Below are 26481 nucleotides of genomic sequence, written 5' to 3'. Positions count from 1 at the left end.
ACGCCATGACACCCCTTCCTGACATACCGCCATCCTCTCCAGCATTGCCATCGTCGATTACCCAAACCGCCCTAGGAGGCGCAGACGATGGCAAGCGCAACCAATCAAGCCCCGTCCCGCAAGTTCATCAAAATCATCCACGTCAAAGAGCTGTCCAGTCTTTCGACGTCTGAGGTCTATCGGCGAATTGCCGCCGGCACATTCCCCAAGCAAGTCACCCTGGGCCCTAAGTGCGTTGTCTGGATCGAGGCAGAGGTTTTGGCCTGGCTGGATGCCCGCATTGCCGAGAGTCGCGGTGAAGCGGCATGAATCGTTATCAACGGCTCCCAACGCTTGCCAAGCCTTCTCAGGACGACTACAGTTCGCCTGTCACTGCAAATTCAGTGGCCGGGTGTAGGAACCCGAGTAAGCAAAAGGCGCCCAGCGCCCAGAACTCTATCTCAGGCGTTTTTTTATGCCTGAAATATCGTTTTATGGCGGCTGTGTGTGGGAGGGCTTCGGCCCTGCCGGGTTCCTTTTGCCCCGGTATTCCTACCCTGCACACAGCTGCCACCCAATCCCGTAGGAAGGATCGTGGCAGCTCCTCAGCAGAAGGAGCTCCACCTATGCACGCTCTCACTCCGTCCAAAATTCGCGCCTGTGTTCATCGTCACCTGGCCTTGAGCGCTCTCCGCGCAAACTCATCCCTTGCAGTCCGCTTGAACCGCTACAACGCCCACATGGCAGCCGCTCGCGGCCTGGAAAACCTCGGGGGTGCGCAATGAGCACTGTGGACTCAATCGCCATCAAACATGGCGAACTCCAAGCCCAGACAAACGCTAACGGCTACGTCATTGGCCCCGTCTTGCTGTCCACGTCTGACCTGATCGGCCTGCGCAATGCTCGCGTAATGTTCGACGAGTTGAGGTCGCTCCTTACCGATGCCGTCCTCCCCGCTATCGGCGGTGCACGCCATCCAGTGAGCGTCCGTCTCACGACTCTGCTGAGCGAGGTTCATCTTCACTCGGCCGGTTTCCTTGCTCAGCACTGGCGTGAGGCTGATCGCTTCGCGGAAGCCAAGGAGGTGGTAAATGTCGATCATCGCAATCACTAATCCTGGGGCAGCACGAGGTGACAGCTACTTCATGGTCATGACGCCGGCTAAACAAGGCAATGGCATCCTCATCGCCAGAATCATTGCCCCGTTCGCGACAGAGGCTGATGCAACAGAGGCAGTAGAACTCTTGAACCGTCGCTATCCAGGCAGCACATCAAGCATCGGCTCGTCCCAATACACGGCCGATCACAATGCTGAGGATCTGGACTGGCTCTATTGCCAAGCTCGAGGCGACCTCGCCGAAGTGCTGACAGACCTAACAAAGAGGGCCGTCCAATGATCCGCGCCACTCATTGCACAAGCGACGTGCCCAGTGGTTTCGTTCGCTATGTAGTAAACGCCTACTTACCAGAGGCAGGCCTGAACATCCAAGTGGCTCAGTTGACACAAAGGGCGGCGGCGATTGATCTGGCCAACTTGATAGCTCCTGAGTTCCCCGAAGCCAAGGTACGAATCAGCATGTGGGCAGCTGAGTTCAAAGAATTGCCCGAGGCGAAACGAGTCAATGCAGCGTTGATGGAGGCGCTCGCGACCTCATTGCAGGCGGAAAGGCCTGGACACGAGTTCTTGACCCTAATCGGCTACCGCTCTAAGTCTCAAGGGGCCTAACCAATCATGAACAACCAAACCTGCAAATTGGCGGGAAAGCCGAAGGCTTGCCTGAAAAAAGTCACTGAGCTGTTTTTCGTCACGCACCCCAAAGCACCGAAACCGCTCATGGGGCCCTTTCTGACTGCGTCTGACGCCGAATGTGGACGCGTAGTTATGCGTAGCCCTGGAGCCTTGGTGACATCGAGCCAGGTTGAATCCTTGGACGAGCCGACCTATTGGCGCTGCATGAACAATGGGTCAATCGCCCGAACGTTCGCTGGCACAGAACCTTCACAGCCAATCACAGTGGAGACACTGCCATGTCCGTGATCCCGTTCGATCCGACAATGAGCGTGTCAGCCAAAGAGCGCCCGCATATCGACGCTCGCAGCCTGAGCATGATCAACGTTGGCCTGGATCATCTGATCAAGCTGCGTGATCGCGAGCAGGATCCTTTGGGCAAACATTGCTTGGACGGCATGGTGGAATTGCTGACCGCAGTCGTCGAACGGCACACCCCGCCAATGGGTGCCGCATGACTGACGCAATCTTCCTATTCCGTGACGCACTCCAAGCCACCTATGGGCAACTTGATTGGCTTCCCGAGCCAGACGGTGCCATTCACCGGTTCCGCGTTCCAGAGGACAAGACCGGCACTCTCAACGGTTGGTATGTCCTGTACCTGGACGGTATCGCTTCCGGTGCATTCGGTAGCTGGAAGTCCGGCGGCGCCAGCACCTGGTGCAGTCGTGAGCCTGTGGACGCTCGCGAAGCCGCACAGATCCGCGAGCGAGTTGATCAGGCACGACGCCAACGCAAAGCAGAGCAACTCCAGCGCCAGCAGAAGGCAACGGAACTTGCCGACCGCTGGTGGCGAAATGCACGGCGCGCCGACCCAGATCATCCTTACTTGGTCTCCAAAGCGGTGCGCCCTCATGGCCTGCGCCAGCGAGGTACTGACCTGCTTATCCCTCTGTACTTGGATGGCCGCCTGATCAACCTACAAAGAATCGCCCCGGACGGAGCCAAGCGCTTCCTACCGGGAGGCCGCGTGAAAGGTACCTATTCACCGCTGGGCATCATCGAGCCAGGCTCAGTTCTCTGCATCTGCGAGGGATGGGCGACGGCGGCCAGTCTCCACCAGCACGGCGGCTACGTCGTTGCCGCAGCCATGAACGCGGGGAACTTGATTCCGGCAGCCATGGGGCTCCGCGCCCGTTATCCAGGTCAGCCAATCGTTATAGCCGGCGACGACGACCGACTCACAGACGGCAACCCAGGACGCAAAGCTGCAAATGCCGCAGCGGCAGCCGTGGGCGGCCAAGTGGCATTCCCAGAGTGGCCGGAAGGTGCACCCGATGACCTCACAGACTTCAACGACCTCGCCAACTGGAAGCTCACAAATGGCCAAGCCTGATACCAACGTGATCAACCTTCGGCCTGATGCTGCAGTAATTGCGCCTAATCGTCCCTGCTGGGCGGTGTACGACCAATGGGTCACCAACGAGAAAGGCCGCAAGCTCAAGCCTGGCGTTTACTGGCACGGCTTCAAGCGCGACTCAGATCAGGACGACGTTGATGGCGCCAGCGATGACCGAGCAATCACCGATGAGTGGATCTCTAGCCCCGTCAAAGTCGTAGCTCGCACTACCAACAGCGATGACGGTAGTGAGGGCCGCTTGCTCCGTATGGTCACCGACAACGGGGTGAAGGACTGGATTATTGCCATGGAGGTGTTCGGCGGTAGCGGTGAGGAAGCCAGGCGAGCTCTGTTTTCTATGGGGGTGATCATTTCCCTCAAGAAGCGCAGCCACTTCATGGAATACCTGCTTGAGCAGCACCCGACCGAAGTTTTCGTCACCACGAGCCGGCCAGGCTGGCATGAGTCGGGGGCGTTTGTTTTGCCTGGACGAACTATCGGGAGTGACAAAGTTCGCTACCAAGCCAGCAGCCAAGCGCAAAATCTGTTCAAGACGAAGGGCGACCTGGCCACCTGGCAACTGGAAGTCGCGGCCAAGTGTGCCGGCAACCCGGTACTGACACTTTCCATCGGCTGCGCGCTTGCTGGGCCACTTCTGAGCCTGGTCGGCGTACTCGGCGGTGGCGTTCACCTCGTAGGTGACAGCTCAAGCGGTAAGTCATTGGTTCAGTTGGTTGGATCATCAGTATGGGGTGACCCCGGTGTCTTCGCGGCATCGTGGGACATGACCAAGGGTGGTTTGGAAATTGAGGCGTCATCACGAAACGACACCCTCCTTCCATTGGATGAAATCAAGCGCGCCGATCCAAAGCGCGTTCAAGAAATGGCCTATGCACTGGCAAACGGGCAAGGCAAAGGAACGATGACCCGGGAGCGTGAAGGCAGAGCCAGGCTGAATTGGCGCCTGCTTGCACTCTCAAGCGGCGAGCGGTCTCTGTCCGAGCACGCTGCGATCTCGGGCAATGCCGCCCACGCCGGTGCCGAGTTGCGAATGGTCGACGTGAACGCGGGCACTCGCACCCACCGTGCCTTTGACGAACTGCACGGCCTTGAGGGTGCGGACTTCCACCGCCAACTGACTGTCGCTGTCACTCGCAGTCATGGCCACGTCGGGCCGGCGTTCGTTGAACGGCTACTGGCTAACGATGATCGTCCAGGGTTACTGGAAGACTTCGCCAAGGTGCGCGCCACATTCGCGGAAGACAATGCACAAGCCGGACGAGTAGCCGACCGCTTTGCGGTCATCGCGTTGGCTTGCGAAATGGCAGTCGCCTACGAACTGCTCCCATGGCCTGAAGGTAGCGCCCTGGCGGACTGCCAACTGCTGTACCGCGAATGGCTCAACAGAGTTGGCAGTGGCAACGCTGAAGACCGCCAGATCTTATCCGGCATCCTGGACTTCATTGACCGCCACGGTAGCAGCCGATTCTCCGATGTAGCCGAAGGCCAGTCAGAGGTGAAGGTTTCCAACCGTGCCGGCTATTGGGAAATGTCCGGCACCAAGCGGCTTTACCTATTCAACAAGTCCGCGTTGATCGAAGCAGCGCACGGTTATGGACTGAGCCGCGTCGTCAAAGCTCTTGAAGGCGCGGGAGCCCTTGCCAAACGCGACTCCGACAAGAAGCGCCATACCAAGAAATACCGACTTCCAGGAGGGGGAACTAGCGGCCTGTACGTAGTCGATTCAGAGGCCATGGATCGCGAGGCACTCGGCCAATGACCAGTCTTCGCCCCCCAATCCAGCCAAATTCGTGCAGCAGCTCTGTTCCCACCAACTCTCATAGTGGGAACAAGTGTGAACGCCTGGAGCCCTTACTGGCCGGGCTCGTTCCCCCGGTTCCCACTGTTCCCACCGTTTTCAGAATCACAGAAACACATTGTGGTGATCGTGCTGAGAAGACTCGATTCGCGCCCCACGCTTTCGAGCTACTGCATTGGGCAAAGGGAAAAAGTGGTGGGAACAGTGGGAACGGTGGGAACAGCCAGAGCGGCCGTGGGCTGCGAGCGTTCCCACTAAAACAAAGAAGTGTGAACAGGTGGGAACACACATCTGTTCTGGAGAACCGGCCATGACAGTCCTAGGAGGCATGTTTGAGCGGTTGAGTGCGGTAGCACCGCCAGAACAACCACAGCCAAATTTCGAAATACAGGCGGATGCATACGCAGAGCCAACAGAGCCAAGCCATTCCCATTGGTGCGTGGTTCGAGAGGGAAAAGTGCTCTGCAGCATGATCGGAGAGCCCATGACAGAAGCCCAGGCCTTGGAAGAAGTCCGGTACCGCTGGCCAAACGCCGAGGTTCTCCGACCAGAGCCCGTCCCAGCATCACCACTCATAGCCAGCTCTCGTCCTCAACCACAAGTACACGCACAGGAACCACGTCATGGGCATTGAAACGATTATTCGAACCTGCACGGTGGCCGAGCTGGAGCAGGCCGGCGCATTGCCTGAGTTACTGGCTGCCTATGGCGATGAATCGAGCATCCCTGAGTTCGGCAAGGTTGATGCCTGCTTTGCAACGTATCGGGCATTGGAGACGAGCGGCGCACTGCACATCCTCGGCGTGTTCGGCCCTGACTTGGTCGGGCTTGCCTCACTGCTGGTTTATGGATTGCCGCACTACGCGGGCCGCCGCATCTGCGCGATGGAGTCATTCTTCGTTGAGCCGCATGCACGCAAGGGCGGGGCTGGTATCAAGCTGTTGCGTGCAGCCGAGGCCCGCGCCTTCGCACTGGGTGCATCTGCCCTGATGATCAGCGCGCCCATTGGCAGCAGGCTGGCGATGGTTCTGCCCCGCTCCGGATACAGGGAAACCAACCAGGTATTCCTGAGGGTGCTCGCATGAACAACATCACCTCAGCGGCCCCATCACTCCCCGCTATGACAAGTGCCGACGTTGAGAAAGTCCGGGGCTTGGAGTCGCATCTGCTTGGTATGGAACAAGTGGCCATCCACACCCAGCACCACTTTCACGCCGGGCTCTACTCCCGAACCATCCGCGTTCCAGCCGGCGTAATGATCACCGGCGCCCTGATCAAGATCCCCACGCTGCTGATCGTGTCGGGCCACGTCACGGTTTTCATCGGTGGCGAAACAGTTGAGCTGAAGGGATACCACGTCGTCCCGGGGCAGCCTGGCCGTAAACAGGTGTTTCTAGCGCATGCCGACACCGATCTGACCATGACCTTTGCCACCCAGGCCAAAACGGTTGAAGACGCCGAATCTGAATTCACCGATCAACCCACCGCACTCATGTCGCGCCAGCAAAGCGACGACCTGATCATCACCACTGGAGAATAACCATGTCTGGATACACCACAGCTGTTGCCTTAGCCACCGCCGTTGCTGGTACGGCCTATTCGGTCTACTCAACCCAGCAGGCCGGTAAGCAGGCCAGCTTGAACGCTGATGCTCAATCCGAGCAGGCACAAAACGACGCCAATGCGGCCGCCAGTGCCTCAATGGTGCAGGCCGACCGTATCCGACGGATTGCCCGCAACCAGGCCAGTGAGGCCAACACGGCCCTTGCAGGGTCTGGTGTTGAGGTGGGTGAAGGCACCGCCGTCAACATCAACGAAGAAATCATCGGCAATGCCGAGGAAGACGCGGTGTTGACCATCTTCAATGGCCAGAACCAAAAGGCCCGCGGCTCCGTCGATGCCAGCAACTACAAGCTGGCAGGTAGCCAGGCTCGATCTAACGCGAACGCCCAATCCATTGGCACCGTGCTTTCCAGCGGGGCTCGGATCGCAAGCGGGTGGAAAGCATCCGCTGCAGGTCGGGACATGCAGGGCCAAACGCAAGAACTGAATGCCAATCCAGCCTGGGTGAGGAATTCCTGATGGCACAGATACCACTTGGCCCGGGCGTACGTGTATTGCCAGAGGCGCCCCAAAATCGCGTTATTACACCAGACCCGAACAATCTGAATCGCGGCGCGCAACAGTTAGCCGGCACAGTTCAGAACGCAGCGCTTTCCTTCCTTGACCAGAAAAACAAAGAAGACCAGGAGCTTTCTAAGGTCAAGGTAAGCAACGCGCTGTTGGACTATGAGAGCCAACTAGACACCGGGGTAAACGAGCTCAGCGGCAAGCTGAAAACCCTGGAAGTCCAACCTGATCAAGGCGAATCAAGCTATCAGCAATTCATCAGCAAGCTGGAGCCGGTGAAAGTCGCAGGCCTGGATGCATCTGACCAAGAGCATTTGAATCTCGCTGTACGCAAGATGCAGGCAAACAAGCTTCAACAGATCCAAGGATCGGTGCTGGAGGCCCGCACAGGCGTGGCTAAAAGTGAGCTCAGGTCTCGCTTTGATCTGTTGGAGAATGCAGCTGCCAGGCCAGATGCTGACTTGGGCCAGATCCTCAGCAGAGCGCGGGCGGATGGTGTTCAGACCGTTGGCCGTAGCGCTTATGGCATCGATGGTTGGGATAAAGAGGTGCGCACGTTTGAGCAGTCGGCCTATTCGGCTAACGCACTGGCGCGTATCCACAGTGCAGGGAACAACCCGGAGCAACTGCAGCAAATCCAGCAAGATCTGTCTAACTGGGACGATGGCCCGTATTCATCGCTTACCCTGAAGAACCGAGAAAGCCTGATCAAAACCCTGAACCCGCTACTGGATCGAAGCATAGGCGTCAGCGTTGGAGCACAGGCGGTCGAGCAAGCCAAAAGCGGGAGTGGGTCGGTGTTCGCGGCAATGCTTCAGGCCGAGAGCGACGGTCGCCAAGTCGACGCATCCGGAGCGCCACTTACCTCCAATCGTGGAGCGGTAGGCATCGCCCAGGTGATGCCAAGCACTGGCCCTGAGGCTGCTCAGGCTGCTGGCTTGCCTTGGGACGAAAAGCGATTCAAGACCGACGCGGACTACAACCGCTCACTTGGAGAGGCGTACTACGGGAAGTTGCGCCAAAGGTTCGATGGTTCGGACGCGCTGGCCGTCGCCGCCTATAACGCGGGCCCTGGAATGGTTAACGATTGGATCAACGGCACCAACACCACGGGCAAGAATGAAAGCAAGCTGAAACTGGGTGACCCCAGGAAGGGCGAAATCAGCGAAGCCGACTTCATCAAGGGTATCCCCTTCAAAGAGACGAAGGACTATACCCAGAAAGTTCTCAGCAGCGTCCAGCAGGAGGCCGAACCGACATTCGGCCAAATCGCCAAGGGCATTGATGCTCGCAGCGATCTAACCCCTGATCAGAAACGCATCGCCATCGCTGATGCACGCGACCGATTCAGTTGGCAGCAAGATCAGCAAAAGCAGGAGCACATTCAGAACCAAGGGCAGGCTTGGGACTTCATGCTCAAGGGCAACAAATGGCAAGACTTGGATCCCGACCTTTGGGCCAAGCTACCTGCAAAAGACCGCAAGCAATTGATGGCGTACAAGCAGAATCAGCAAACCGATCCTGAGGTGTATACCCATGCCAGGGATCTCATCGCCCAAGGGAACGAAGTCAACCTGCTCGACATGCGTGACAAGCTGAGCAATGAGGACTTCACCCGCCTGACCGACCTGCAGATTAAGCGGCTGACCGGCGGGCCAGCAGCAACAGCATCGATCTCGACGAGCACAGCTCTGTTCAACGACGCTTTGCGCAACGCAGGCATGCCTTCCAGCCCTAAACCGGGATCAGCGGTAGCCAAGCAAGTGGCAACGGCACGTCGCTATGTTGATGACCAGATCCGGGGGCTAGAGGCGCAACAGAACAAGAAGGCCACACACGAGCAGGTGCAACAGATCGTGGATCACGCCTTCATCGAAGGAACGGTTGAAGGGTCAGGACTGTTCGGTTTCTTCACCAACAAGCAACGCGCGTTTGAGCGGAAGCCTGGGGACAACGTTCGGGTCACGGACATCAAGCAGATTCCCGCCGATGAGCACGAGCAGATTACCGCGGCGCTTAAGCGCCATGGCCGCACTGCGAGTGATGCCGAGATCCTCAACCTGTTCAATGAGGCCAACCAATGAGCCAGTACGACAACATCCTCGCCGGCAAAGAAGAACCTCAGGGCGTAGAGACAAACAAGTACGACGTTGCCATCCAGCGCCAGCAGAGCAAGCCCAACCCGCGCACGGCTCTGAGCTACGTTGCTGACAACAACCCGGATGAGCAAGCCAGCATTCAACGCCTGGCCGAACTGACAGGGCTCGCTCCTGACATGGTTGTTCGCAACCGCAAGCAGGTTGAGCGACAAGCCAAGCTGGCATCCGTGGACTACGACGCCCTGATTGAGCGAGCGCCGGCCACCAACCAGTTCCTGACTGACCCGGACAACGCCAGCGTGGCCCACGACGATATCGACGGGCTGTCGAACGTCGAAGGTGCCTTTGATAACTTCGTCAAAGAGTCCGGTCAGCAGCACTCAACGAGTAAGAGCGATGCACTGACCAAGGGTTTTGGTCAACTGGGAATAATCGGTGAGGCCGGCGCTAACATGCTGGACAGGGCGCTGTCTTCGGTTGGTGGTTTTTTCGTGAACGCACTGGCACCGCAGAGCGCTTTGGATCGCAACAAGGGAGAAGAGCCGAACTATACGGGCCGCACGGAAAGCAACATCACCAACACCGCCCAGGGATACCTGGCTCTACCACGCGACCAACGTATTGCTTTCGCAGGACAGATATTCGACAAAGCCCGCGACGGCGGTGCTGGTGTGGGTGGCGCGGCGAGTGATACCGCCCTGTACGCATTACGCAACCCTGGATTGATCGGCAGCGCACTGACTGAATCGCTACCTAGCCTTTTGGCAGGCGGGGTTATAGGCGGGATTGCGGCGCAACCGGTGAAGAACTTCGCTGTCAGTCGTCTTGCCAGCACCTTTGCGCAACGTGCTGCTGAGAAGGCAATCGTGGTGGGAGGGGTAAACCTCGGTACCAGCATCGCCGGCGGTGCAGGAGAGAACCTGGCCGAAGGGCTCAAGAAAACCGGCGACTTAGACCAGGCATACGCCTACAGCTTCAAGCGCACTGCGACCGAAGCCGCGATCAACGCATTAGGCGGCATGGTGCCGATTCCGTTTGCCGGCCGCGGCATAGCAGGAAAGCTGGGCAACGTCGCAGTTGAAGGTGTAGCCCAAGCTGCAGGCGCTGTTGGTGGCACGGTCGCAGGTGCTGCTGCCGTCGGCGAACAGGCAACTGGGGGAGAAATGTTCTTGAACGCCTTCCTGGGTTTGGCAACGTCGCCGGTTGATGTCGCTATCGCAAGTGCCAGCTCGGGCAGACGATATTGGCAAATCGAGAAAGATCTGGCTGCCGTCCAACAACTGGGTGACATGGCTCAGAACTCCAAGATGTTCAAACGCTCACCACAGCGAGCCGAAGCACTCGTGGCCAGGCTGAAAGAACAGGCCGGCGGCAATGTAGAAAACATCCTGGTACCCGCCGAGCAGTTCCAACGCTACTTCCAGGAGAACAACCTCGATCCTGAGCAGTTCGCCAAAGCGGCGACAGGCAACCCCGATGCCCTTGGAGAAGCCCTGGCCCTTGGTGCAGATATCTCAATCCCTTTGGAGAAGTGGGCGTCGGTCATTGCCAAGGACGGGCACCACCGCGGCCTCGAGCAGGATATGCGCGCAACTCCCGACGCGATGACGCTACGAGAACTTGCTGAGTTCCAGCAACGCGCGCCTGAGGAGCTTGAGCGCCTTCGTGATCGTGTTGAGCAAGACCATGTCGCTGCATCGGATCGCCGAGTGTTTGAGGATGTTCGCGGTCAGTTGCTTGGTATTGGTCGCGAAGCACAGACAGCAGACAGAGAGGCATCGCTTTATCAGTCCGCCTTTCGCTCTCTGGGAGAGCGCTCAGGTATCGACCCTTACGATCTGTTCAACCAGTATCGGCTCCGCATCGGCCAGGACATTCCTGAGGTGCTGCGCAAGCCTGGCGGATCTGATCAGCTTGACCTGCTGATTGATCGCCTGCGCGCCGCCGATGTTCCCGACGACGCGAAGATCTACGGCGCCTCGCTAATAGACTTCATTCGTGAGCGCGGCGGCATACGCGACGATGGTGGCGAGCTGGCGGCCCGTGATGCTGATGTGGGCCGTCGAGGTAACAACCGAATTGCTAGGAAGGGTGGGCGCAGTCTGGACGATATGGCCACTCAAGCTGCAGAAGCCGGATACTTGGGAAATGTGCCAACCGCAACGCCGGAAATGCTCTTGGCCTCACTGGACAAAGAACTGCGCGGCCAACGCCAATCAGCGCCCGCCAATCTCAACCAAGAGCTTCTCAATGCACGCGGCTCGCTAGATGACCTGCAACGAGCACTTGATCAGTCTGGCCTTGATCTGAACGTCTTGGACAACGCCGCAGTACGAAAAGCATTGCTCGGGAGCGACGCCGTCCGCTTCGATCAATCAGAGGACGGTACACGCGGCTTTATCCAGTTCGGCGCCGACCGCAAGTTCGAAATCAAACTGACCGACAAGGCGAACCTTTCTACCTTCCTACATGAAACCGGGCATTTTTACCTTGAAGTGATGGGTGATCTCGCATCGCGCACGGATGTCCCGGATCAGGTGAAACAGGACTACCAGACAATTCTGGATTGGTTCGGCGTCAATGAGCGCACCGACATCAAAGTCGATCAGCATGAACAGTTTGCGCGGGGCTTTGAAGCGTACTTGCGCGAAGGGAAGGCACCCAGCGCAGCATTGCAGTCGGCATTTTCACGCTTCAAGGCGTGGCTGACCCAGATCTATCGCGATGCCAGTCGGCTGAACGTCCAACTCAATGACGACGTACGTCGGGTGTTTGATCGACTGTTGGCCACCGATGATGAAATTGCTGTTGCTCAAGCCCCCTTCCGCACTCTGTTCAGCGATGCCCAGACCGCCGGCATGTCACCGGCCGAGTTCGAGGCTTATCACGCTGCTGCCAACAAAGCTGGCCAGGCTGCAGAGGAACGGCTGACAGCCGAGTCGCTACGCGAGCTGACCCGTGAACAGGAAAAGTGGTGGAAGGATGCACGCGAGAAGATGCTGGGTGACGTCACCAAAGAAGTCGACTCACAACCGGTGTACCGCGTCCAAGACTACTTGCGCAAAGGGTTGCAGACCGATGGGACGATTGGAGAGCCGGTAAAACTGCTGCGCGAGCCGCTGCTGGAACGCTACGGCAAGACGGTCGTAACACGCCTTCGTGGCATGACTGGCGATGAGGGGATTCATCCCGACCTGGTTGCCGAACAGTTCGGGTACACATCAGGTGATGAACTGGTGCAGGCTCTAGTAGGTGCCCGCGCACGTAGGGAGCTCATCCAAGCGGAAACAGACGCCAGGATGCGCGCCGAGTACGGTGACATGCTTAACGATGGCTCTTTGGCAGACCGTGCCATTGAGGCAGTGCACAACGATGATCGTGCCAGGGTTCTCCGCGAAGAGCTGCGCGCTATTGATCGTCTTCGCCGCCAGGTCGACAAGGTGCAGAGGGCTCAGGATGCCGACTCTCGGGCTCTGCGCAACGATGCTTACGACGCTATACCGCCTCTGGAAGCTATCCGCTCAGTCGCCAAACAGGTGATCGCAGACAAGGTTGTACGAGATATCCAGCCTCACCTGTACCTCAATGCCGAGCGCAAGGCCAACCGGGACGCCTTCAACTTCGCCACGAAAAACCGCTGGCAAGAGGCCGCCGAGTCCAAGCAACGGGAGTTGCTGAACCATTACTTGTTCCGGGAGGCGACAGCTGCGCGCAAAGAAGAAGACCGGATTTATACCTTCATGCACCGCTTTGAGAAGCCAGCAACCCGGGAACGCATAGGCAAAGCCGGGGCCAACTACCTAGAGCAAATCGAGGGGCTGCTGGATCAGTACGAGTTCCGCAAGGTCAGCGGCCCACAGGTTGAACGTCGCCGTAGCCTCGCCCAGTTCGTCAGGGAGCAAGAGGCCGCCGGCAACATCGTCGCGGTACCGCAACACCTGATTGAACAGAGCGCCCGCGTCAACTATCGGGAACTGACATTCGAGGAGCTTGGCGGCCTACGTGACGCAGTGGCAAACATCGAGCATATGGCCAGGCTGAAAAACAAGCTGCTGAACCGCAAGGACAAGCGCGATTACGAACAGGCAAGGACTGATCTCATAGCTGCGTTAGACACGAATGTGCCCGTACGCGCACGACAAGTGGCTGTATCCGAAAGCAGCGAAACCATCGGTGACAAGGCAGTAGGTCTTCTGCAGGGGCTGGATGCCTCATTGACGCGGATGGAGAACGTGATCAACCGCTTAGACGGCAGGGACACCAGCGGCCCCTGGCACCAGTTGATCTGGAGCCCACTCGCAGAGGCCCAAGCCAATGAGCGTCAGTTGTTCAATGCCGGCATCCGCACGATAGTTGAGCGCTTTGCGGACATGAACGCCGAACGCCTGGCCGATCGGTTCCACATCCCCAGCCTTGGAAAATCATTCAACCGCCGCGAGCTAATCATGCACGCGCTCAACACCGGCAACGAGTCAAACCGCAACAAGTTGTTGAAAGGGAACAAAGTCGACGAAGCATCACTGGCTGACATGCTGGGACGCCTCGACAAACAGGATTGGGATCTGGTGCAGTCTGTATGGGACTCGTTCGACGACCTGTGGCCCGATATCGCTGCAATGTACAAACGCCTCTCCGGTGTGGAGCCACCCCGCATTGAGCCGAAACCAATCACAACCGCCTTCGGTGAATACCGCGGTGGCTACTTCCCAATCATCTATGACCGCAAGCGTGCAGGCGCACCGCCAGCGGCAGTCGGCGGCGAGCTGTTCGGTGAAGGGTTCGAAGGAGCGCTACCGGGTAACGGATTCACCAACCAGCGTAACGAGAGCATGTCAGGGCCACTACTGCTCGACCTCAGCGCCATCCCCCAGCGCCTGGCCCAGCATGTCCACGACCTGACCCACCGGGAAGCGTTGCAGGACGCCCACCGCCTTACGCAGGATCCCTACGTCCGGGCTGTGCTCATCAATAAGCTTGGCCCACGCGGAGCTGATGCATTCCTGCCCTGGTTGAGGGCCATCGCTAATGACCGAAACCCTCCGGAGACTGGCAACTTCAACCAGTTCCTCGACACGGCACGGACAAACACGTCCATCGTAGGACTAGGGCTTTCGACAACAACCCTACTGGCCCAGGCAGCTGGACTTATACCTGGCCTGCTGTACGTGAAGCCTCGTGAACTCGCTACGGCCCTGCTTGAAGGCGTGCGGTCGCCGGTTGATACCTACCGGATGATCACCGAGGCTTCTCCTGCGATGCGCCTACGCTGGGACATGGAAGACGGCCGACTGCAATCCAACATGAGCGCCCTCATCGGCCGCAATGCGTTCTTCCGCAAGAAAGCCGACTTGGTGCGGTTCTCGTTCAATCTGCTGGGATACCTCGACCGAGGTATTTCGGGTGCGATTTGGCTAGCGGCTTACCGTGAAGGTGTTGCAGCAGGCAAGGAAAGCACCGCCGCAGTGTTGGATGGTGACAAGGCTGTACGCCAATCTCAGGGCGGCACCGGAGCCATGGACATCGCGGCAATCCAACGCAAAGACCAGGGCGCCGCAATGCGCTTGCTGACGATGTTCTACACACCGTTCAGCGCCTACTACAACCAGAACCGAGACCTGGCCTTTGAGGCACGCCAAGGGACAAGAACTGTCGCCAGTGCCGCAGCTTCAATGCTGGCATTGGCGTTCTTCCAGGGAGTCATCGGCGATCTGCTGACGGGTAAGGGCCCAGAAGAGGACGAGAACACCGCAGCCTGGATGGCAAAAAGCACACTGGGTTTCGGTGTCTCAGGCTTTCCGGTCATTCGGGACACTATCGGTTCCGCATTGAGCGGTCACGCAGGGTCGTTGTCACCTGCATGGCAGGCAATCAATGCTGGCCGCCAACTAACCTCTGCGGTCGCCGGCGTAGCAAGTGGTGACAAAGACCCAGGGCAAGTGGTCAAATCCGCTGTAACGGCAACTGGCTACCTGCTAGGCATCCCGGTCAAACCGCTCACCAGGCAAGGCACTTACCTGTGGGATATAACGGTTGGGGATGAAGAGCCGGAGGACGCTGCTGCGTTCATGAAAGGACTTCTCACAGGGAAAAAATAGCCATGATGCGACTACTCGGTATCGTTTTGAATCTGGCCCTGATCGGGGTGGTGTTATTCCTAATCAGCGAAGAAGGGATGCCGGGCGGAGGGTGGCAGATCGCTTTGGTTGTGCTGCTAGTGCTCGCCCCCTTGTTCAACCTGGTGCTTTTGCGAAGCCACGCTGGTCAATCAACCGGTCAGGGGCTCTTGTCCCTTTACCTGGAGCGAAAGGCTTTGGAAGAGCGCCAGAAGATCGCTGAGTTGAAAAAGTAACCTGATGACGCAGAAAAGAAGACCCGCTGATGCGGGTCTTTTGCTTCCTGCAGCCAGTTGTAACGAAGCCGTAACGTTTCATGTAACGGCGATGCAAGCTCGTTGCAACACAGTGTCAACGAGCGTTCAACGACCGTTGGTTACTAATCCCACAATTTCCGAAGCAATTCCAACCGCAGAAGCCTACAGATCGCGCACTCCACCGCTAACTAGCCTTGGTTGCTCATCGGTTGCTGATCATTAGGAGGAGGAGGCAAACCATGCCCACGGGAGCGGTTGACTTGCTTTCGGTTCCACTCCAGCACCTCGGACTTGACCCACGCCACAGAGCGGCCCCCCAACTTCACCTGATGCGGAAAACTGCCATCCTTTGCCATTTGATAAATCTTCGTGGTGCCGAGGCCGGTTATCAATTTCACTGCCGGAAGACGAAGAAACTCAACAGGTTCATTCAACGAGTTAGCTGGCATGACGTACCTCATCGTTAGCGAAGTGAAGAGGATCAGCGCAATTAATCTGGTGCCGGGTTCTAGCTATCTGCTCTCGACTCCATCGCTGAACTTCTGACTTGATCCAGGCCACGGCCTTGACCCCTAGCTTTACCTGTTTCGGAAAAGCACCGCTGGCCGACATCCGGTAGATAGTGCTGGTACTCAGGCCTGTGAGCCTTTTTACCTCCAGCAAGCGGATGAATTCGATTGGTTGCTCATCGGATGCATTGCTCATCGTTCTCTCCAAATATCAAACGTCTGAATGACGGCCGTCGCTACCAACACCGAGCCGCCGACTAGGATGCTCCGCATTGGCATCAGAAGACCGTGAAGCCTGATAGCCGGCCACAGATGCGTGCGCCTGCTCCAATGATCTTCCACGGCACGTGGCGAACAACAAAGCTTGCTTTGTGTAGTGAGTACACAAGCTGAAGGCTTGGGGTGACTTGCGCTGATCTTTGCTCCACCCGCAGGCTGAAGATGAACACCGTCAGAACGGGGGCCGGTATGCCATACGCAATACTAAGAACAAAAAAGCTCAAAGCGATCACAGGGGTACTGGGATCGGGGCGGCACACATTCCGAGAGATGCCAACGCCGAACTCCGATGGCACCCCCAGCATGCATATGGCTGGTGCAACACGCTCCGTCGAACTGGGTCGAGCAGTCTTGGCCAGGCTTCCACAAAAGCGACGGAAAGGCGCGGTGATCTGCATCGAATACTTGATCACAGCAAGCCCTGAGGCGTTCGCGAGGCATGGCGGGGCAATGCCTGACACCGGCGGTTACTTTGATCGAGCCTTTGCATGGCTCAAGGCGCGTCATGGGTCAGCAAACATCGTGTGCGCCGAGGTGCATCTGGACGAGAGAACCCCGCACCTCGTTGCTTACGTGACACCCCTAACACGTGACGGGCGCCTGTCTGCCCGTGACTTCCTAGGAGGCCCCGCCAAGCTGCGCAAGATGCAAACCGACTTCCACCATTGGTGTGGCAAGCCTTTCGGACTGTCTCGTGGCATTGAGGGGGCCAAGGCACCGCACCAGAAGGTTTCCCAGTATTACCAGGCCCTCGTTGCAGTCGAACCGAGTATTGCTAGATCAGACCTGGTGGCCGCCGCGATGGGCATACACACGCAGAGCTATGCCATGCTGCTAGCTAGCGCCCACGCTTCGGCTACACAAGTCAAACTCCAAAATGCGGCTGAGGTTGCTTTGCAAGATCGGCATGCTGCACTGCAGCGTCAGAAAATTCAGCTCGAGCGCTTTCAGCGGGGGCTTGAGGATCGGGAGATAGTGCTAGAGAAAGGACTTGATCAGCTCGGAAGGGTTAATCAGGAGCTAGAGATGGCCCGGCTTACTGGGAATCAAGAGAAAGAACGCGCCGACAGGCTAGCTAAGAAGCTCACCCATATCCTTCGACGCGTATCCAACGGCGACACCCCGCTATTGCCCTACTGATACTCGCAAGCTCAAACAACAAAACCCGGCACAGGGCTAGGTATTCTCAGTTTACGAGACGAAGATTCGCCCTCGGCGGAGTCTTGATAGAGCTTCCTGTTGATGTGATAGCGATAGGGGCCAGACCAAATAGTATTTGGTTCAACTCATTGGGGCTCACTAGAATTTCAGCGGCAATGGAGCTGATACCTGTCCCCTTATCGCGCAGAAAACCTAAAACTTTCTGCAATATCTGAGAGGTCTCTTTTGGCGCCGGGTCAGGCTCACTTTTTCTTGCACCCATTACACTCAGATCAATACAGAGGCCTTTATATGTGTGTTCAGAGATCAATCCAATATGATTCAAGCGATACGTGAAGGCCATAGCAGATACATTCCAAGACTTCTTACGCGCTAAGATGTCCGAGACCGTTCTGCAACCATATGAGGTTCCTAACATCCCTTTCTTCGGCATTAAAAATGCGGAAGCAAATGCGTTGGCCTCATTCTCTACGGGCTTACCTTTATTTTCACCATGCCTATGCAGAACTAAGTGTCCCAATTCGTGAGCTGCATCGAAGCGGCTGGACTCACTAGACTTCATGGTATTCAGGAAGACGTAAGGGGAAACCCCTCCGCGCCAGCACGAAAACGCATTCACCTGGCTAGTTTCCTCCGCAAGGCTAAAAACCCGTACCCCCTTCGACTCAAGAAGATGAATCATATTCTTGATCGGGCCATATCCCAGGCCCCACATGGCCCTGACCGCATCAGCCGCAACCTCAGGTTCCATCCCGGAGCAGTCAGGTATAGCGATCTCAGGAAGGTTGAAGCGAGACGCGACCCAGTCACTGAAAAAATAGGCGATTCCGCCGGCTGCTAATGCTGCGTCACGCTGTCCCGAGGTCATCCTAGAGAACGATCTGAAACTCGCATTTAACTCGGTAGGAGTGTCTATGTCCTTGCCGTAAAAGAACCCCTCTGGAAAATTCAAAGCACTCGCAAAAGACGTGATCATTTCAGCTGACGGTAAGTGTCCGCCATTTTCTACCTTGCTGATGCTAGACAGACTAATCCCGGACAATTCCGACAAACCCTTCTTAGTCAGAGCTCGACGACGCCTGGCCAATACCAAGCGATTCAAGTTAAAAGATATTTCGTTGTTCATAATTTCGGCGTTACAGGAACGTCAACTTCCGCTGGGCTATCAGGGGCTTTTCTCAAAGCAGGCTCGTCGTAGGAAACCGGTGGCATGATTAAACGATGAGACCAGCCATTCACCTTTGATTTCTCACTCATGGATGTAGGGCGTGATAACTCGTAACGCACTTCCCTCTTTTCCACATCAATATAAAAAAGGAGCATCCACAGCTCTTCCGAGGGAGCATCTTCCGTCTTCCTAGGCAAGCTAACGATGTTAAGTTGCGAGGGGAAAAGCTCACCCTGCTGAGAGTTATAATGCGCGCACTTGGTGGTCTGAGAGCCTTTGTCATTTCTGGTCTGTGGCTCTTTATTCGGGTTACCGGTATTCGCATCACCACTGCTGACCGTAATAGCCACCTTCTTGTCAGGAGACACGGTTCGAGGCTGATTGTTGGGCTCGTCTGGAGTCCACCCAAGCGGGATGGTCTCCTCCCGGAGAACCTCGATACCGCGCTGCCAGGCATTCGTACCAGGCGCGCTCTTTGGCTTGTTGGGCCCAGTGGCCCTGAAATCACGCAGGAGCTGCTCGATGACGGTAGGCAAAATATGAGCAGGTAGCCCTAGCGACGACAGTACGTCTTCAATCGAGAGCGACCGTTGATCAACGTTTTCTAGCATTTTCGATGCCCCTGATGAATTGCTCGTTTTTTAACATCATCCGATGTAGAAAAACAAGCAATACCGGACAGGGGGATCGTGGCCAATACGCATTAGTCATCCCATGAGAGAGGTGCGAATTGATAAGGAAGAGCCCGTCTCTGATTAGATCAAAGTGTCTTCCCTCGCGCGCGCGCGCGTTTGTGGGGATTCTATGAGCCGTCGCATAGCGCCTGCAAGGTCAATTGATTGGTTTCAAGTGATCAACGAAATATCACGCGCAGGCCTTCCGATGCAGGCGATTGCAGAGTCAATCGGGGTGGCCCGAACCACGTTGATCGGCTGGAAACAGGGAGCTGAACCTAGGCACTCCGAAGGTGATCGCTTACTAACGTTCTGGACTAATGTGACTGGCCACGACAGAGCTGCTGTGCCCATGGTCTCGATAAGCGACTGGTGGGCTTATCACGCAAAATAGGTGCTCACCCAGGTGATAAAAGCCGACAACGCCAATGTCACGCAGCGTCACACTTAGTCACAGCGCAATTGCTGCTCGCATCACCTCACTGGTTGCGAGAAGCCTTCTTGTCGGCGATCCACTGTTCGACCTCGACCGGATCGAAGCGGCATCGAGCGCCACGTGCGTCACTGGTCTTGATCGGTTCAGGGAACGTCTTGTCGCGAACCCGCAGCTTGTTGAGGCCGGACACACTCTGCATGCCGAGCATCTTGATTACTTCGGCGTTGCCCACCAGGGCGGTGCGTTTTCGCTCCACGGGTATTTCCTCGCTTTAATTGGCCTCGACATTAAACGCCACATTTGTCCCATCGCATGCTTTCCGACCCTGATCGGATATTTTTCCGGCCCTTAGCAATCATCCACTGCAAGAGCCGTTCGGCACTCCGCGAAGCGACTCTAGGAGCCAGCGCTACACTGAGATCTTGGTGCGGCCTCGACCCCACGACCCTAACCGGCGCTCACTGCAGAGTAAGATCGAGGCCACGCCATCCTACCAAGTCTCTAGTATCGCGATCAGAGCCAACACACCATGCTCTTAATCTGGCGCGCCCCAATGACTGACCCATATGGGCAACCTCGAATCCTTAGAGCCAAGCACGCACCGTCCTATCTGGGAATGTGCCGGGCGGAGTTCGACAAGACGGTTCGCCCACACGTCAGCGAATTCCCCATCGGCAAACAGGGAGTCGGGTTTGACCGACTAGAGTTGGACGCATGGGCAGACGCTTACATTGCGGCTCACTCGATTGATAAGTGCACACCATCTGAGAATGCTCTGTCGTCTGACTCGCGGGCGGCAGTGAAGAATCCACAGGTCACCTCCCGTAAATCAAACCCCGCAGGAGCACGAGACCCTCATGCGAAATCGAAAGCGGAACTCCAGAGAGTCCTCGACCTCGTGAGGGGGAAAAAGAGGCCATGATTAGCCGACCCATGCCAAAACGTGTTCCACAAAGGTAAGCTGCGGCCACAGGCACTGACGCCAAGGAATATGGCCATGACTAACGAAGTAATCTTTTACACCCAGCTCGCTTCAATCGTCTCCTTCATCATCGCCCTTTTCACAGTTTATAGCGTCCTGGTACAGGCAAAGGAGGCATCGATCCAGGTGCTCAAAGAACGTCTGATCAATAAGGACGAGCAGATTGCGGCGCTAAAAGCTCAGACGCCCGACTCACTGGTGTCCATCCTCAATGATCGGATCAAGATCACTCAAGATGAAATTAGCCGCCTCGAAGCAGACAGGGACGTACATCGCAGCGAGATCGAGCTGAAGAAGGGAGAACTCCAAGGCATTCAGGACAAGCTGTCAGCCCTATCCGAACTGATCCGTAAAAGCGATTTAGTGTGCCCCAAATGTGGGGATCCGTTGGCCGGCCGTCAATCACATACGATTTATGGTGGTGTTAACGGTGAGCAGGAAGCCGATATCGAGATACTCAATTATGAATGCGGCTACTCAATTGCAGACGATGGGAAAGAGCTGGGCCGCTGCGCACATCACGTTGACGGATAATTAAAACCGTCGCGACCACAACCGACATCACCAACAACAAACCTTATTGCTGCAAACTGTGGAAGAAACGCTGCTAGCCGCCAAGTATTTTTTTGTGCTGCTGCCTTACTCGAGCGTACAGCCAATTCACCTGTTTCTGAGGTTTTTCACCCTCTGCCTTCCTTAACAAATCCTCGAGACGCAACAGCAAATTAGTATAGATTTCGACTGCCTTGTTCGTTGGAATCCCCATGAACGTACCATCTGGAATCGACTCCTTCCTTAGATAATCTGACTTGATGAACTCCAGCGTGTAAGGGTCGACGTACACTCCGAGGGCGTCAGCGCCCACCATCCCCTCAACGAGCTCGACGTCTTTCAGCCCCAGGATGCTTTTGTCCAAGATAACTCGAGGGTAGAACCCATTGGACTCTAGGCTATGAGCGACGTTGAGCGCTGGGCCAAATACAATATCGTTTTCGTGATGGATATCTCCGACGGTGACACCTGCTCGTAGCAGAAATCCCGATAAGGCTGCCCCTACAAACACGTTGGACAGACCATAAATCACTTGAGAAAGCTCCTCCTGCTTAAATGGAATACTGATCACGCAGCAGTCGGAGAAAGAAGTGATCCGCGCCTCTCCAGCCCCCACAGCCTGCAAGACTGTCGAGCTTTTCAGCAGTCTAGGTATCAGCGAGAGATTCCCGACTTTTACGGGATCGCTGCCTGCATCTGTGACAAGTGTTTTCCAGCCCATGACGTCAAAAAAAACGACGAGCCTCTCGGAGTAAGTGATCGGGCTGTTGAAGTCTGTGCTATCCATTAGTGTTCTTCCTTGGCTCGAAAGCTAGTTTGGGTGCAAGCGAGTGATCCTATCAGCAACCCACAATCAGCAAGAACGTGCTTTGAGCAGCCTCTAGGCGCTACCTAACGCGTTCGCAGGTCGAGATTTTTTCAGGCAGCGTAGGATTATTGCTCGATGCAGAATTACACAGAGTCTTTTAAATTGGCGATGGCGCGAACCGATGATTTAACCGGTCGAATGTCAAACTACCCGCTTGAGCTCGATACGAGCATGACGATAAACCAGGTCGCGGTTGTGGCAGCTATTGCCAAGGATTTCGCAGAGTTTTTACCTCACACCGACGTCCTGCCGGGCAAGTGCTTCCGAGTTGCGCGTGAACTTTCCTATGTTTTGTTCCATCTCGGCATCAGGCACACCGTGACAGTTGGAGACGTTGCACTGATTGATGGTCTATATGCGGGCGTGGCGCCAGATAAGCTGCTGAGCGATGTCTCGATGGGGTATCAACTTGACTTTATGGATGGCCGCCCCGTGGGACGGCCAATTGATGCTCACGCCTGGATAACGCTGGAGAACGGCTGTGTCATCGATGCAACGGTGCTCGCGTCGCAGCATCGTAAAAGCTTGAATCCATCGGAGTTACTGTCTTTTCAAGACGCCATCTATTACACCGGCAAGCCGAATACCCCAGTGATTCACCATATACCGATGCTAACCGGGCTGGTTTATCACCAGAAGGTTTTGACAGCTCCCATGGATGGAGACTTCCAGAACTACTGTCAATGGTATGAAGATTACCCAAGGCTGATGGGCCGACTAGATCTGTTGAGACTGGTGCCCGCCCTTGCACCCACGTGAGCCCCGCCCATCTATCAAGACTCTTGCTTTCCACTCAGGCATAAAACCGCCCTGATCACCTCAAGGGTCAATCATGGCCGAGTGGACACCCGAGAAGCTCAGAGTTTTTTAAAGTGCTAGGCTTCCTCGAAACACGGAGAGCCACAATGACGGATATCAAACTGATAGGAAGCCTGTTCGACCGCCTCAATCAAAACCAGCTCGCCCTGGGCGCCGCAGTGGAGGAGCTTTCCAATTGGGTCGAGCAGCGCGGATCGGCGGACATTGCCGACAACGTGCGCGGCGCGCTGGAAACGCTTGATGAGAACCCGGTGTTCATTCGCGAGGGGATTGCTGAGTTGATAGTCGCAGGAAGCCTGGGCCCGCCGTAACGAACCCAATAACTTTGGATGAGGTCTGGATGGAGTTCAGGCGCGATTAACTGCACTGCATGCTGCCGAGAATACGCTGGCACTCCTCACCTAAAAATTAACCCGCAGGAGCTTGATTATCAGACCGTGAAACCTCAACCGTGGCTGATACCTCAATTTCTGTACGTATTGCCTCAGGGGGAATTCTATTTTTTATAGTAGCAATGATTTTTTTAATACTGGTTCTCGTTCTCCACCAGCTAATTAAAAGATAAACCCCGAGCAGTATCCCAACAACGGAAATAACCACATAAACTGTTTGCAGGATCTGCGACTCAACAATAGCAGTGCTCAAGGTTAGAATTGCAGAAAACGCTATGGATAGAAGAAAAATTGAGAAATTCAGCTGAAGGCTAGCAGGAGAACCTTGCTCTAACATCTCTAACTCATGCTCCTTCACCTCAAACAAATCTACCGAGTCCACGCGCCCGCGCCGAACAACAAGTTTTTCCCCGAGATAGCTTTCATCCTTTGGCGGCATCACAGCTTATCCTTTAGCCATTTGGAGTTTTCGTCACCGTAAACATTTCGCCAAGCAGCTTCGACCCCTGATTTGATAACGAATATTTTATCTGTGGGAGAAATTTCGGACATCAAATTATCTCTGACTTGCACCGCCGTTTGAGGCGTTACAACAGCCCAGCAATTTGAGTTTATAGGACAATAAGAGCGATAGCCTTTCATCTTTTCTATAAGCTTTGTTCTATGCTCAGCACGATCTACCTCGAAACACACCACATAACATATCATTAGAACTTCCTTTACCTTTTTCAAATATGTTAAAAGACTAAAAAACACTCAACCGCATAAAACCATAATCACACGCCACCTAAACTTCCAAGCTTAAAGTCAAATCTCCCCTTTCATCGCTCATACTTAACCGCTATTACTAAACTTAGACTTCTATCTGCGCCAATGATTATTGCTTCCAGAGAGACGCTGTCAATACAAATTGTCGCGAGCAGTCTGCTGCGCTTACCGTGACGCCCCTCTAACCGCGCAACTGATACACCGTCAAGCGGGAAGCCCCAAATAAAATAACTGACAAAACTCAATGCGAAGTCACGGTTGGTAGGGCGAAAAGGCAAAAAAAATCGATTTGCGGGAAATGCCAAGGGGCTCCAAGGATTTCACCTCAAAAGTGTGGGAATGAACAGTGATCGCTACACCTTTGTACGTCTACAGGTTTCCTCAAAGGCCGTACCACTCGTCTATCAACCGTGAGCAGGAGTCAGCACCATTTGAGATACCGTTATCGGAATCAGAATGGCGTCGCATTTCAAAAAGAGAGTAGATTTGTGAGTAGATCTACGTACCGACTCAAGACAAACCATCTAAAATCAAGGCCTTTAGCAAACTATTCGATTCCGTCTCTGGCACCACCTTCAGCTTTCAGGTGGTGTCAACATCACGTGAAAGCAATCAAGAAACCCGCCTAGTGCGGGTTTTTTGTTGCCTGGGATTTATTGTGTTGTCTTGGGGCGACCTACGCCACCCCGAAACGAACAGCCTCTATTACTTCAACAAGAACACCATCAGCGGATTGTCGTTCAGACGCCCTTCAAACCTTGGTACCAGCGATTCCAGATCCGTTCCTTGGAGCAACGCGGTTTCCTTGCGCGACACAATCACCCAGGCTGGCCGAGGCAAAGTTCCCAGTCGCCCGATCTCGCTGCCTCCGATAAAGATCGGTTGCTCATCATGGTCAAGATTCATCATGTAGCGCACCGCCCAGGTGTCTCTCCCCAGATTGATAAACACCAGCGGCCCAGGCGTCTCGGCACGCAGCGCTTCAACCTGACCGACAAACTTGCGGGTATCGAACTGCATATCCTTGGACGGCTCCACCACCGTCACCAATAACAACCATTGCGCCAGCAATGCGATCAGGCTGAGCCACACCAACCGCCCCGCTCGCCGCCAGGCAATCAGCGCTGCCACTTGCAGCACCACCAGCACACCCATCAACAGCGGCAGCGAAACGTCGGGCCAGTAACCATGCTTTTGCCACCCATGCCGACAGACAAAGACTACAACCACGCACAACGCCGGCAGCGCCACGACCAGCCCTTCGTAGCATCGGCGCACGCCCGAGAGCCAACTCGGCGCCTGAAGCAGCCCATAGGCCGCGACAGCCGCAAACATCGGCACCATGGGCAAGATGTAATAGGCGCGCTTGAAGTGCGGCACCGACAGCCCGAGCAAGATCATCAAGCCGCAAGCGGCGAGTCGCACCACCAGTTGCATATCGCCTTCGAGCCGCTCGGACCAGCGATGACGCAGCGCAATCATGGTGGCCAGCGCCAACGGCACCACCGGGAAGTAGCGGTACAGGCTCAGTTGGAAGTAGAAATAGAACGGCTCGCCGGTTTCATCGAGGCGGCCGCCCACCTGCATCTTGAACACCTCGTCGGCAAAGGCGTCACCCCCGCTGATACGCGCCAACTTCACCAGCAACCACCAACAGGCTGCCAACAACGCCAGGCCAACAGCGCCGTGAACCAGCACCTGTTTCACCCGCTCCCCAGGCTTGCCCAACGCCCAGTACACGCACACCACGCCACAGACTTCGATCAACCCCAGCGGCCCGCGTATCGCAAAGCCCAGGACGAACAACGGAAACACCGCAAGTCGCCTCCAGCGCCCGCCACTGTGCAGCAGGTAAAAACTTCCCACACACAACAATGCCACCATCTGATCCAGGCAGACCGAGCGGGATTTTTCGAGCAATTGAGTCGTGAGCAAGGTCAACAACACAGTGAGCAGCGCCCACTGGCGATTCGCCGGGACCAGCAGGCGATAGACCACGGCCACCACGCCCGCAGACGCCAGGGCGGTGGGCAGCACATTCGCCAAATGGTTGGGGGCGCCAAACAGCCGGGCAAACACATAGCTGAAGAACGTCGCGGTGCCGGGGTAATCCGCGTAGGGCTGACCATAGGTGGTCGGGAAAAGGCTCGCGCCATGGCGAAACATTTCTTGCAGGAACAGCGCCCAGCGTCCGTCAAATCCTTGGGGCTGCTGATCCCAGATACCCAGGGTGAACAACAGCAGGGCAAACAGGAAAATGCCCAGGGACTCCAGGCGAAAACGGTTGCGGTGATCCATCGGTTGACCTGTCAGGTAAGGGGCGCCGACTTATGGTGCCGACTGCCCTG

Annotated in this window: 26 protein-coding genes; 17 read left to right on the top strand and 9 right to left on the bottom strand. The window is 56.0% G+C overall.

What is annotated here, in order from left to right; genetic code table 11:
• Positions 1-87: 87 nt before the first annotated feature.
• Entirely contained in the window at positions 88-309 is a 222-nt protein-coding gene (locus HX823_RS07275) for an AlpA family transcriptional regulator (RefSeq protein WP_177074532.1), read from the top strand.
• 466 nt (positions 310-775) lie between these two features.
• Here the strand turns inward: HX823_RS07275 and HX823_RS07265 are convergent, their stop codons facing one another.
• Positions 776-1081, bottom strand: coding sequence for a hypothetical protein (locus tag HX823_RS07265; protein WP_177074530.1), 306 nt, complete (start codon positions 1079-1081; stop codon positions 776-778).
• Here HX823_RS07265 and HX823_RS07260 point away from each other — a divergent pair.
• From HX823_RS07260 to HX823_RS07210, 11 genes are all read left to right on the top strand, one after another.
• On the top strand, positions 1071-1376 hold the full coding sequence (locus HX823_RS07260; RefSeq protein WP_177074529.1) for a hypothetical protein: 306 nt from the start codon (positions 1071-1073) through the stop codon (positions 1374-1376). The genes HX823_RS07265 and HX823_RS07260 overlap by 11 nt on opposite strands.
• Entirely contained in the window at positions 1373-1705 is a 333-nt protein-coding gene (locus HX823_RS07255) for a hypothetical protein (RefSeq protein WP_177074528.1), read from the top strand. The genes HX823_RS07260 and HX823_RS07255 overlap by 4 nt, the downstream gene beginning before the upstream one ends.
• Positions 1706-2007: 302 nt before the next feature.
• Positions 2008-2226, top strand: coding sequence for a hypothetical protein (locus HX823_RS07250; protein WP_177074527.1), 219 nt, complete (start codon positions 2008-2010; stop codon positions 2224-2226).
• A complete protein-coding gene (locus tag HX823_RS07245; RefSeq protein ID WP_177074526.1) occupies positions 2223-3104 on the top strand; it encodes a toprim domain-containing protein in 882 nt (293 codons plus the stop codon). The genes HX823_RS07250 and HX823_RS07245 overlap by 4 nt, the downstream gene beginning before the upstream one ends.
• A complete protein-coding gene (locus HX823_RS07240; RefSeq protein WP_177074525.1) occupies positions 3091-4887 on the top strand; it encodes a DUF927 domain-containing protein in 1797 nt (598 codons plus the stop codon). Before HX823_RS07245 ends, HX823_RS07240 begins: the two co-directional genes overlap by 14 nt.
• 662 nt (positions 4888-5549) lie before the next feature.
• A complete protein-coding gene (locus tag HX823_RS07235) occupies positions 5550-6011 on the top strand; it encodes a GNAT family N-acetyltransferase (protein ID WP_177074524.1) in 462 nt (153 codons plus the stop codon).
• Entirely contained in the window at positions 6008-6466 is a 459-nt protein-coding gene (locus tag HX823_RS07230; protein ID WP_177074523.1) for a hypothetical protein, read from the top strand. The genes HX823_RS07235 and HX823_RS07230 overlap by 4 nt, the downstream gene beginning before the upstream one ends.
• Positions 6467-6468: 2 nt before the next feature.
• Complete coding sequence (locus HX823_RS07225; protein ID WP_177074522.1) at positions 6469-7008, top strand: hypothetical protein; 540 nt, start codon at positions 6469-6471, stop codon at positions 7006-7008.
• A complete protein-coding gene (locus HX823_RS07220; protein WP_177074521.1) occupies positions 7008-9140 on the top strand; it encodes a transglycosylase SLT domain-containing protein in 2133 nt (710 codons plus the stop codon). Before HX823_RS07225 ends, HX823_RS07220 begins: the two co-directional genes overlap by 1 nt.
• A complete protein-coding gene (locus tag HX823_RS07215) occupies positions 9137-15250 on the top strand; it encodes a hypothetical protein (protein ID WP_177074520.1) in 6114 nt (2037 codons plus the stop codon). Before HX823_RS07220 ends, HX823_RS07215 begins: the two co-directional genes overlap by 4 nt.
• 2 nt (positions 15251-15252) lie before the next feature.
• Complete coding sequence (locus tag HX823_RS07210; protein ID WP_010563107.1) at positions 15253-15504, top strand: hypothetical protein; 252 nt, start codon at positions 15253-15255, stop codon at positions 15502-15504.
• Positions 15505-15713: 209 nt separating this feature from the next.
• Here the strand turns inward: HX823_RS07210 and HX823_RS07205 are convergent, their stop codons facing one another.
• On the bottom strand, positions 15714-15974 hold the full coding sequence (locus HX823_RS07205) for an AlpA family transcriptional regulator (protein ID WP_177074519.1): 261 nt from the start codon (positions 15972-15974) through the stop codon (positions 15714-15716).
• A complete protein-coding gene (locus HX823_RS07200) occupies positions 15964-16230 on the bottom strand; it encodes an AlpA family transcriptional regulator (protein WP_010563105.1) in 267 nt (88 codons plus the stop codon). The genes HX823_RS07205 and HX823_RS07200 overlap by 11 nt, the downstream gene beginning before the upstream one ends.
• A gap of 245 nt (positions 16231-16475) precedes the next feature.
• Between HX823_RS07200 and mobV the strand changes: the two genes are divergently transcribed.
• Entirely contained in the window at positions 16476-17453 is a 978-nt protein-coding gene (mobV, locus tag HX823_RS07195; RefSeq protein ID WP_371317943.1) for a MobV family relaxase, read from the top strand.
• A 46-nt stretch (positions 17454-17499) separates the two neighbouring features.
• Here the strand turns inward: mobV and HX823_RS07190 are convergent, their stop codons facing one another.
• The 3 genes from HX823_RS07190 to HX823_RS07180 all read right to left on the bottom strand — a co-directional run bounded on the left by HX823_RS07190 (position 17500) and on the right by HX823_RS07180 (position 20008).
• Positions 17500-18600: an ImmA/IrrE family metallo-endopeptidase gene (locus tag HX823_RS07190; RefSeq protein WP_177074517.1), complete on the bottom strand. Its 1101-nt coding sequence runs from the start codon at positions 18598-18600 to the stop codon at positions 17500-17502.
• Positions 18597-19253 carry a hypothetical protein gene (locus tag HX823_RS07185; protein WP_177074516.1) on the bottom strand — a complete coding sequence of 219 codons (657 nt, stop codon included), beginning with the start codon at positions 19251-19253 and terminating at the stop codon, positions 18597-18599. Before HX823_RS07185 ends, HX823_RS07190 begins: the two co-directional genes overlap by 4 nt.
• Before the next feature lie 542 nt (positions 19254-19795).
• Positions 19796-20008 carry an AlpA family transcriptional regulator gene (locus HX823_RS07180; RefSeq protein WP_177074515.1) on the bottom strand — a complete coding sequence of 71 codons (213 nt, stop codon included), beginning with the start codon at positions 20006-20008 and terminating at the stop codon, positions 19796-19798.
• A gap of 360 nt (positions 20009-20368) precedes the next feature.
• On the opposite strand from HX823_RS07180, the gene HX823_RS32255 reads away from it, so the two are divergent.
• A complete protein-coding gene (locus tag HX823_RS32255) occupies positions 20369-20674 on the top strand; it encodes a hypothetical protein (RefSeq protein ID WP_371317945.1) in 306 nt (101 codons plus the stop codon).
• Positions 20675-20749: 75 nt separating this feature from the next.
• Entirely contained in the window at positions 20750-21268 is a 519-nt protein-coding gene (locus tag HX823_RS07175; protein WP_064054108.1) for a hypothetical protein, read from the top strand.
• A gap of 73 nt (positions 21269-21341) precedes the next feature.
• On the opposite strand, the gene HX823_RS07170 is transcribed toward HX823_RS07175, so the two are convergent.
• On the bottom strand, positions 21342-22073 hold the full coding sequence (locus HX823_RS07170) for a hypothetical protein (RefSeq protein ID WP_064054109.1): 732 nt from the start codon (positions 22071-22073) through the stop codon (positions 21342-21344).
• 156 nt (positions 22074-22229) lie between these two features.
• Here HX823_RS07170 and HX823_RS07165 point away from each other — a divergent pair, with 156 nt between their 5' ends.
• Both HX823_RS07165 and HX823_RS07160 read left to right on the top strand, forming a co-directional pair.
• On the top strand, positions 22230-22913 hold the full coding sequence (locus HX823_RS07165) for a hypothetical protein (RefSeq protein ID WP_177074514.1): 684 nt from the start codon (positions 22230-22232) through the stop codon (positions 22911-22913).
• A gap of 146 nt (positions 22914-23059) precedes the next feature.
• Positions 23060-23284 carry a hypothetical protein gene (locus tag HX823_RS07160; protein WP_177074513.1) on the top strand — a complete coding sequence of 75 codons (225 nt, stop codon included), beginning with the start codon at positions 23060-23062 and terminating at the stop codon, positions 23282-23284.
• 97 nt (positions 23285-23381) lie between these two features.
• On the opposite strand, the gene HX823_RS07155 is transcribed toward HX823_RS07160, so the two are convergent.
• Positions 23382-23804, bottom strand: a complete 423-nt coding sequence (locus HX823_RS07155) for a hypothetical protein (RefSeq protein WP_177074512.1) — start codon at positions 23802-23804, stop codon at positions 23382-23384.
• 1034 nt (positions 23805-24838) lie between these two features.
• The gene (locus HX823_RS07150) at positions 24839-26431 is read right to left on the bottom strand and encodes a glycosyltransferase family 39 protein (RefSeq protein WP_177074511.1); all 1593 of its coding nucleotides are present in this window, start codon (positions 26429-26431) and stop codon (positions 24839-24841) included.
• Positions 26432-26481 lie beyond the last annotated feature (50 nt).

It is taken from the genome of Pseudomonas sp. P7759 (assembly GCF_013386445.1).
Lineage (GTDB): Bacteria > Pseudomonadota > Gammaproteobacteria > Pseudomonadales > Pseudomonadaceae > Aquipseudomonas > Aquipseudomonas azotoformans_A.
Note: the sequence above shows the minus strand (reverse complement) of the source record. Positions and strands in the feature narration are given on the sequence as shown.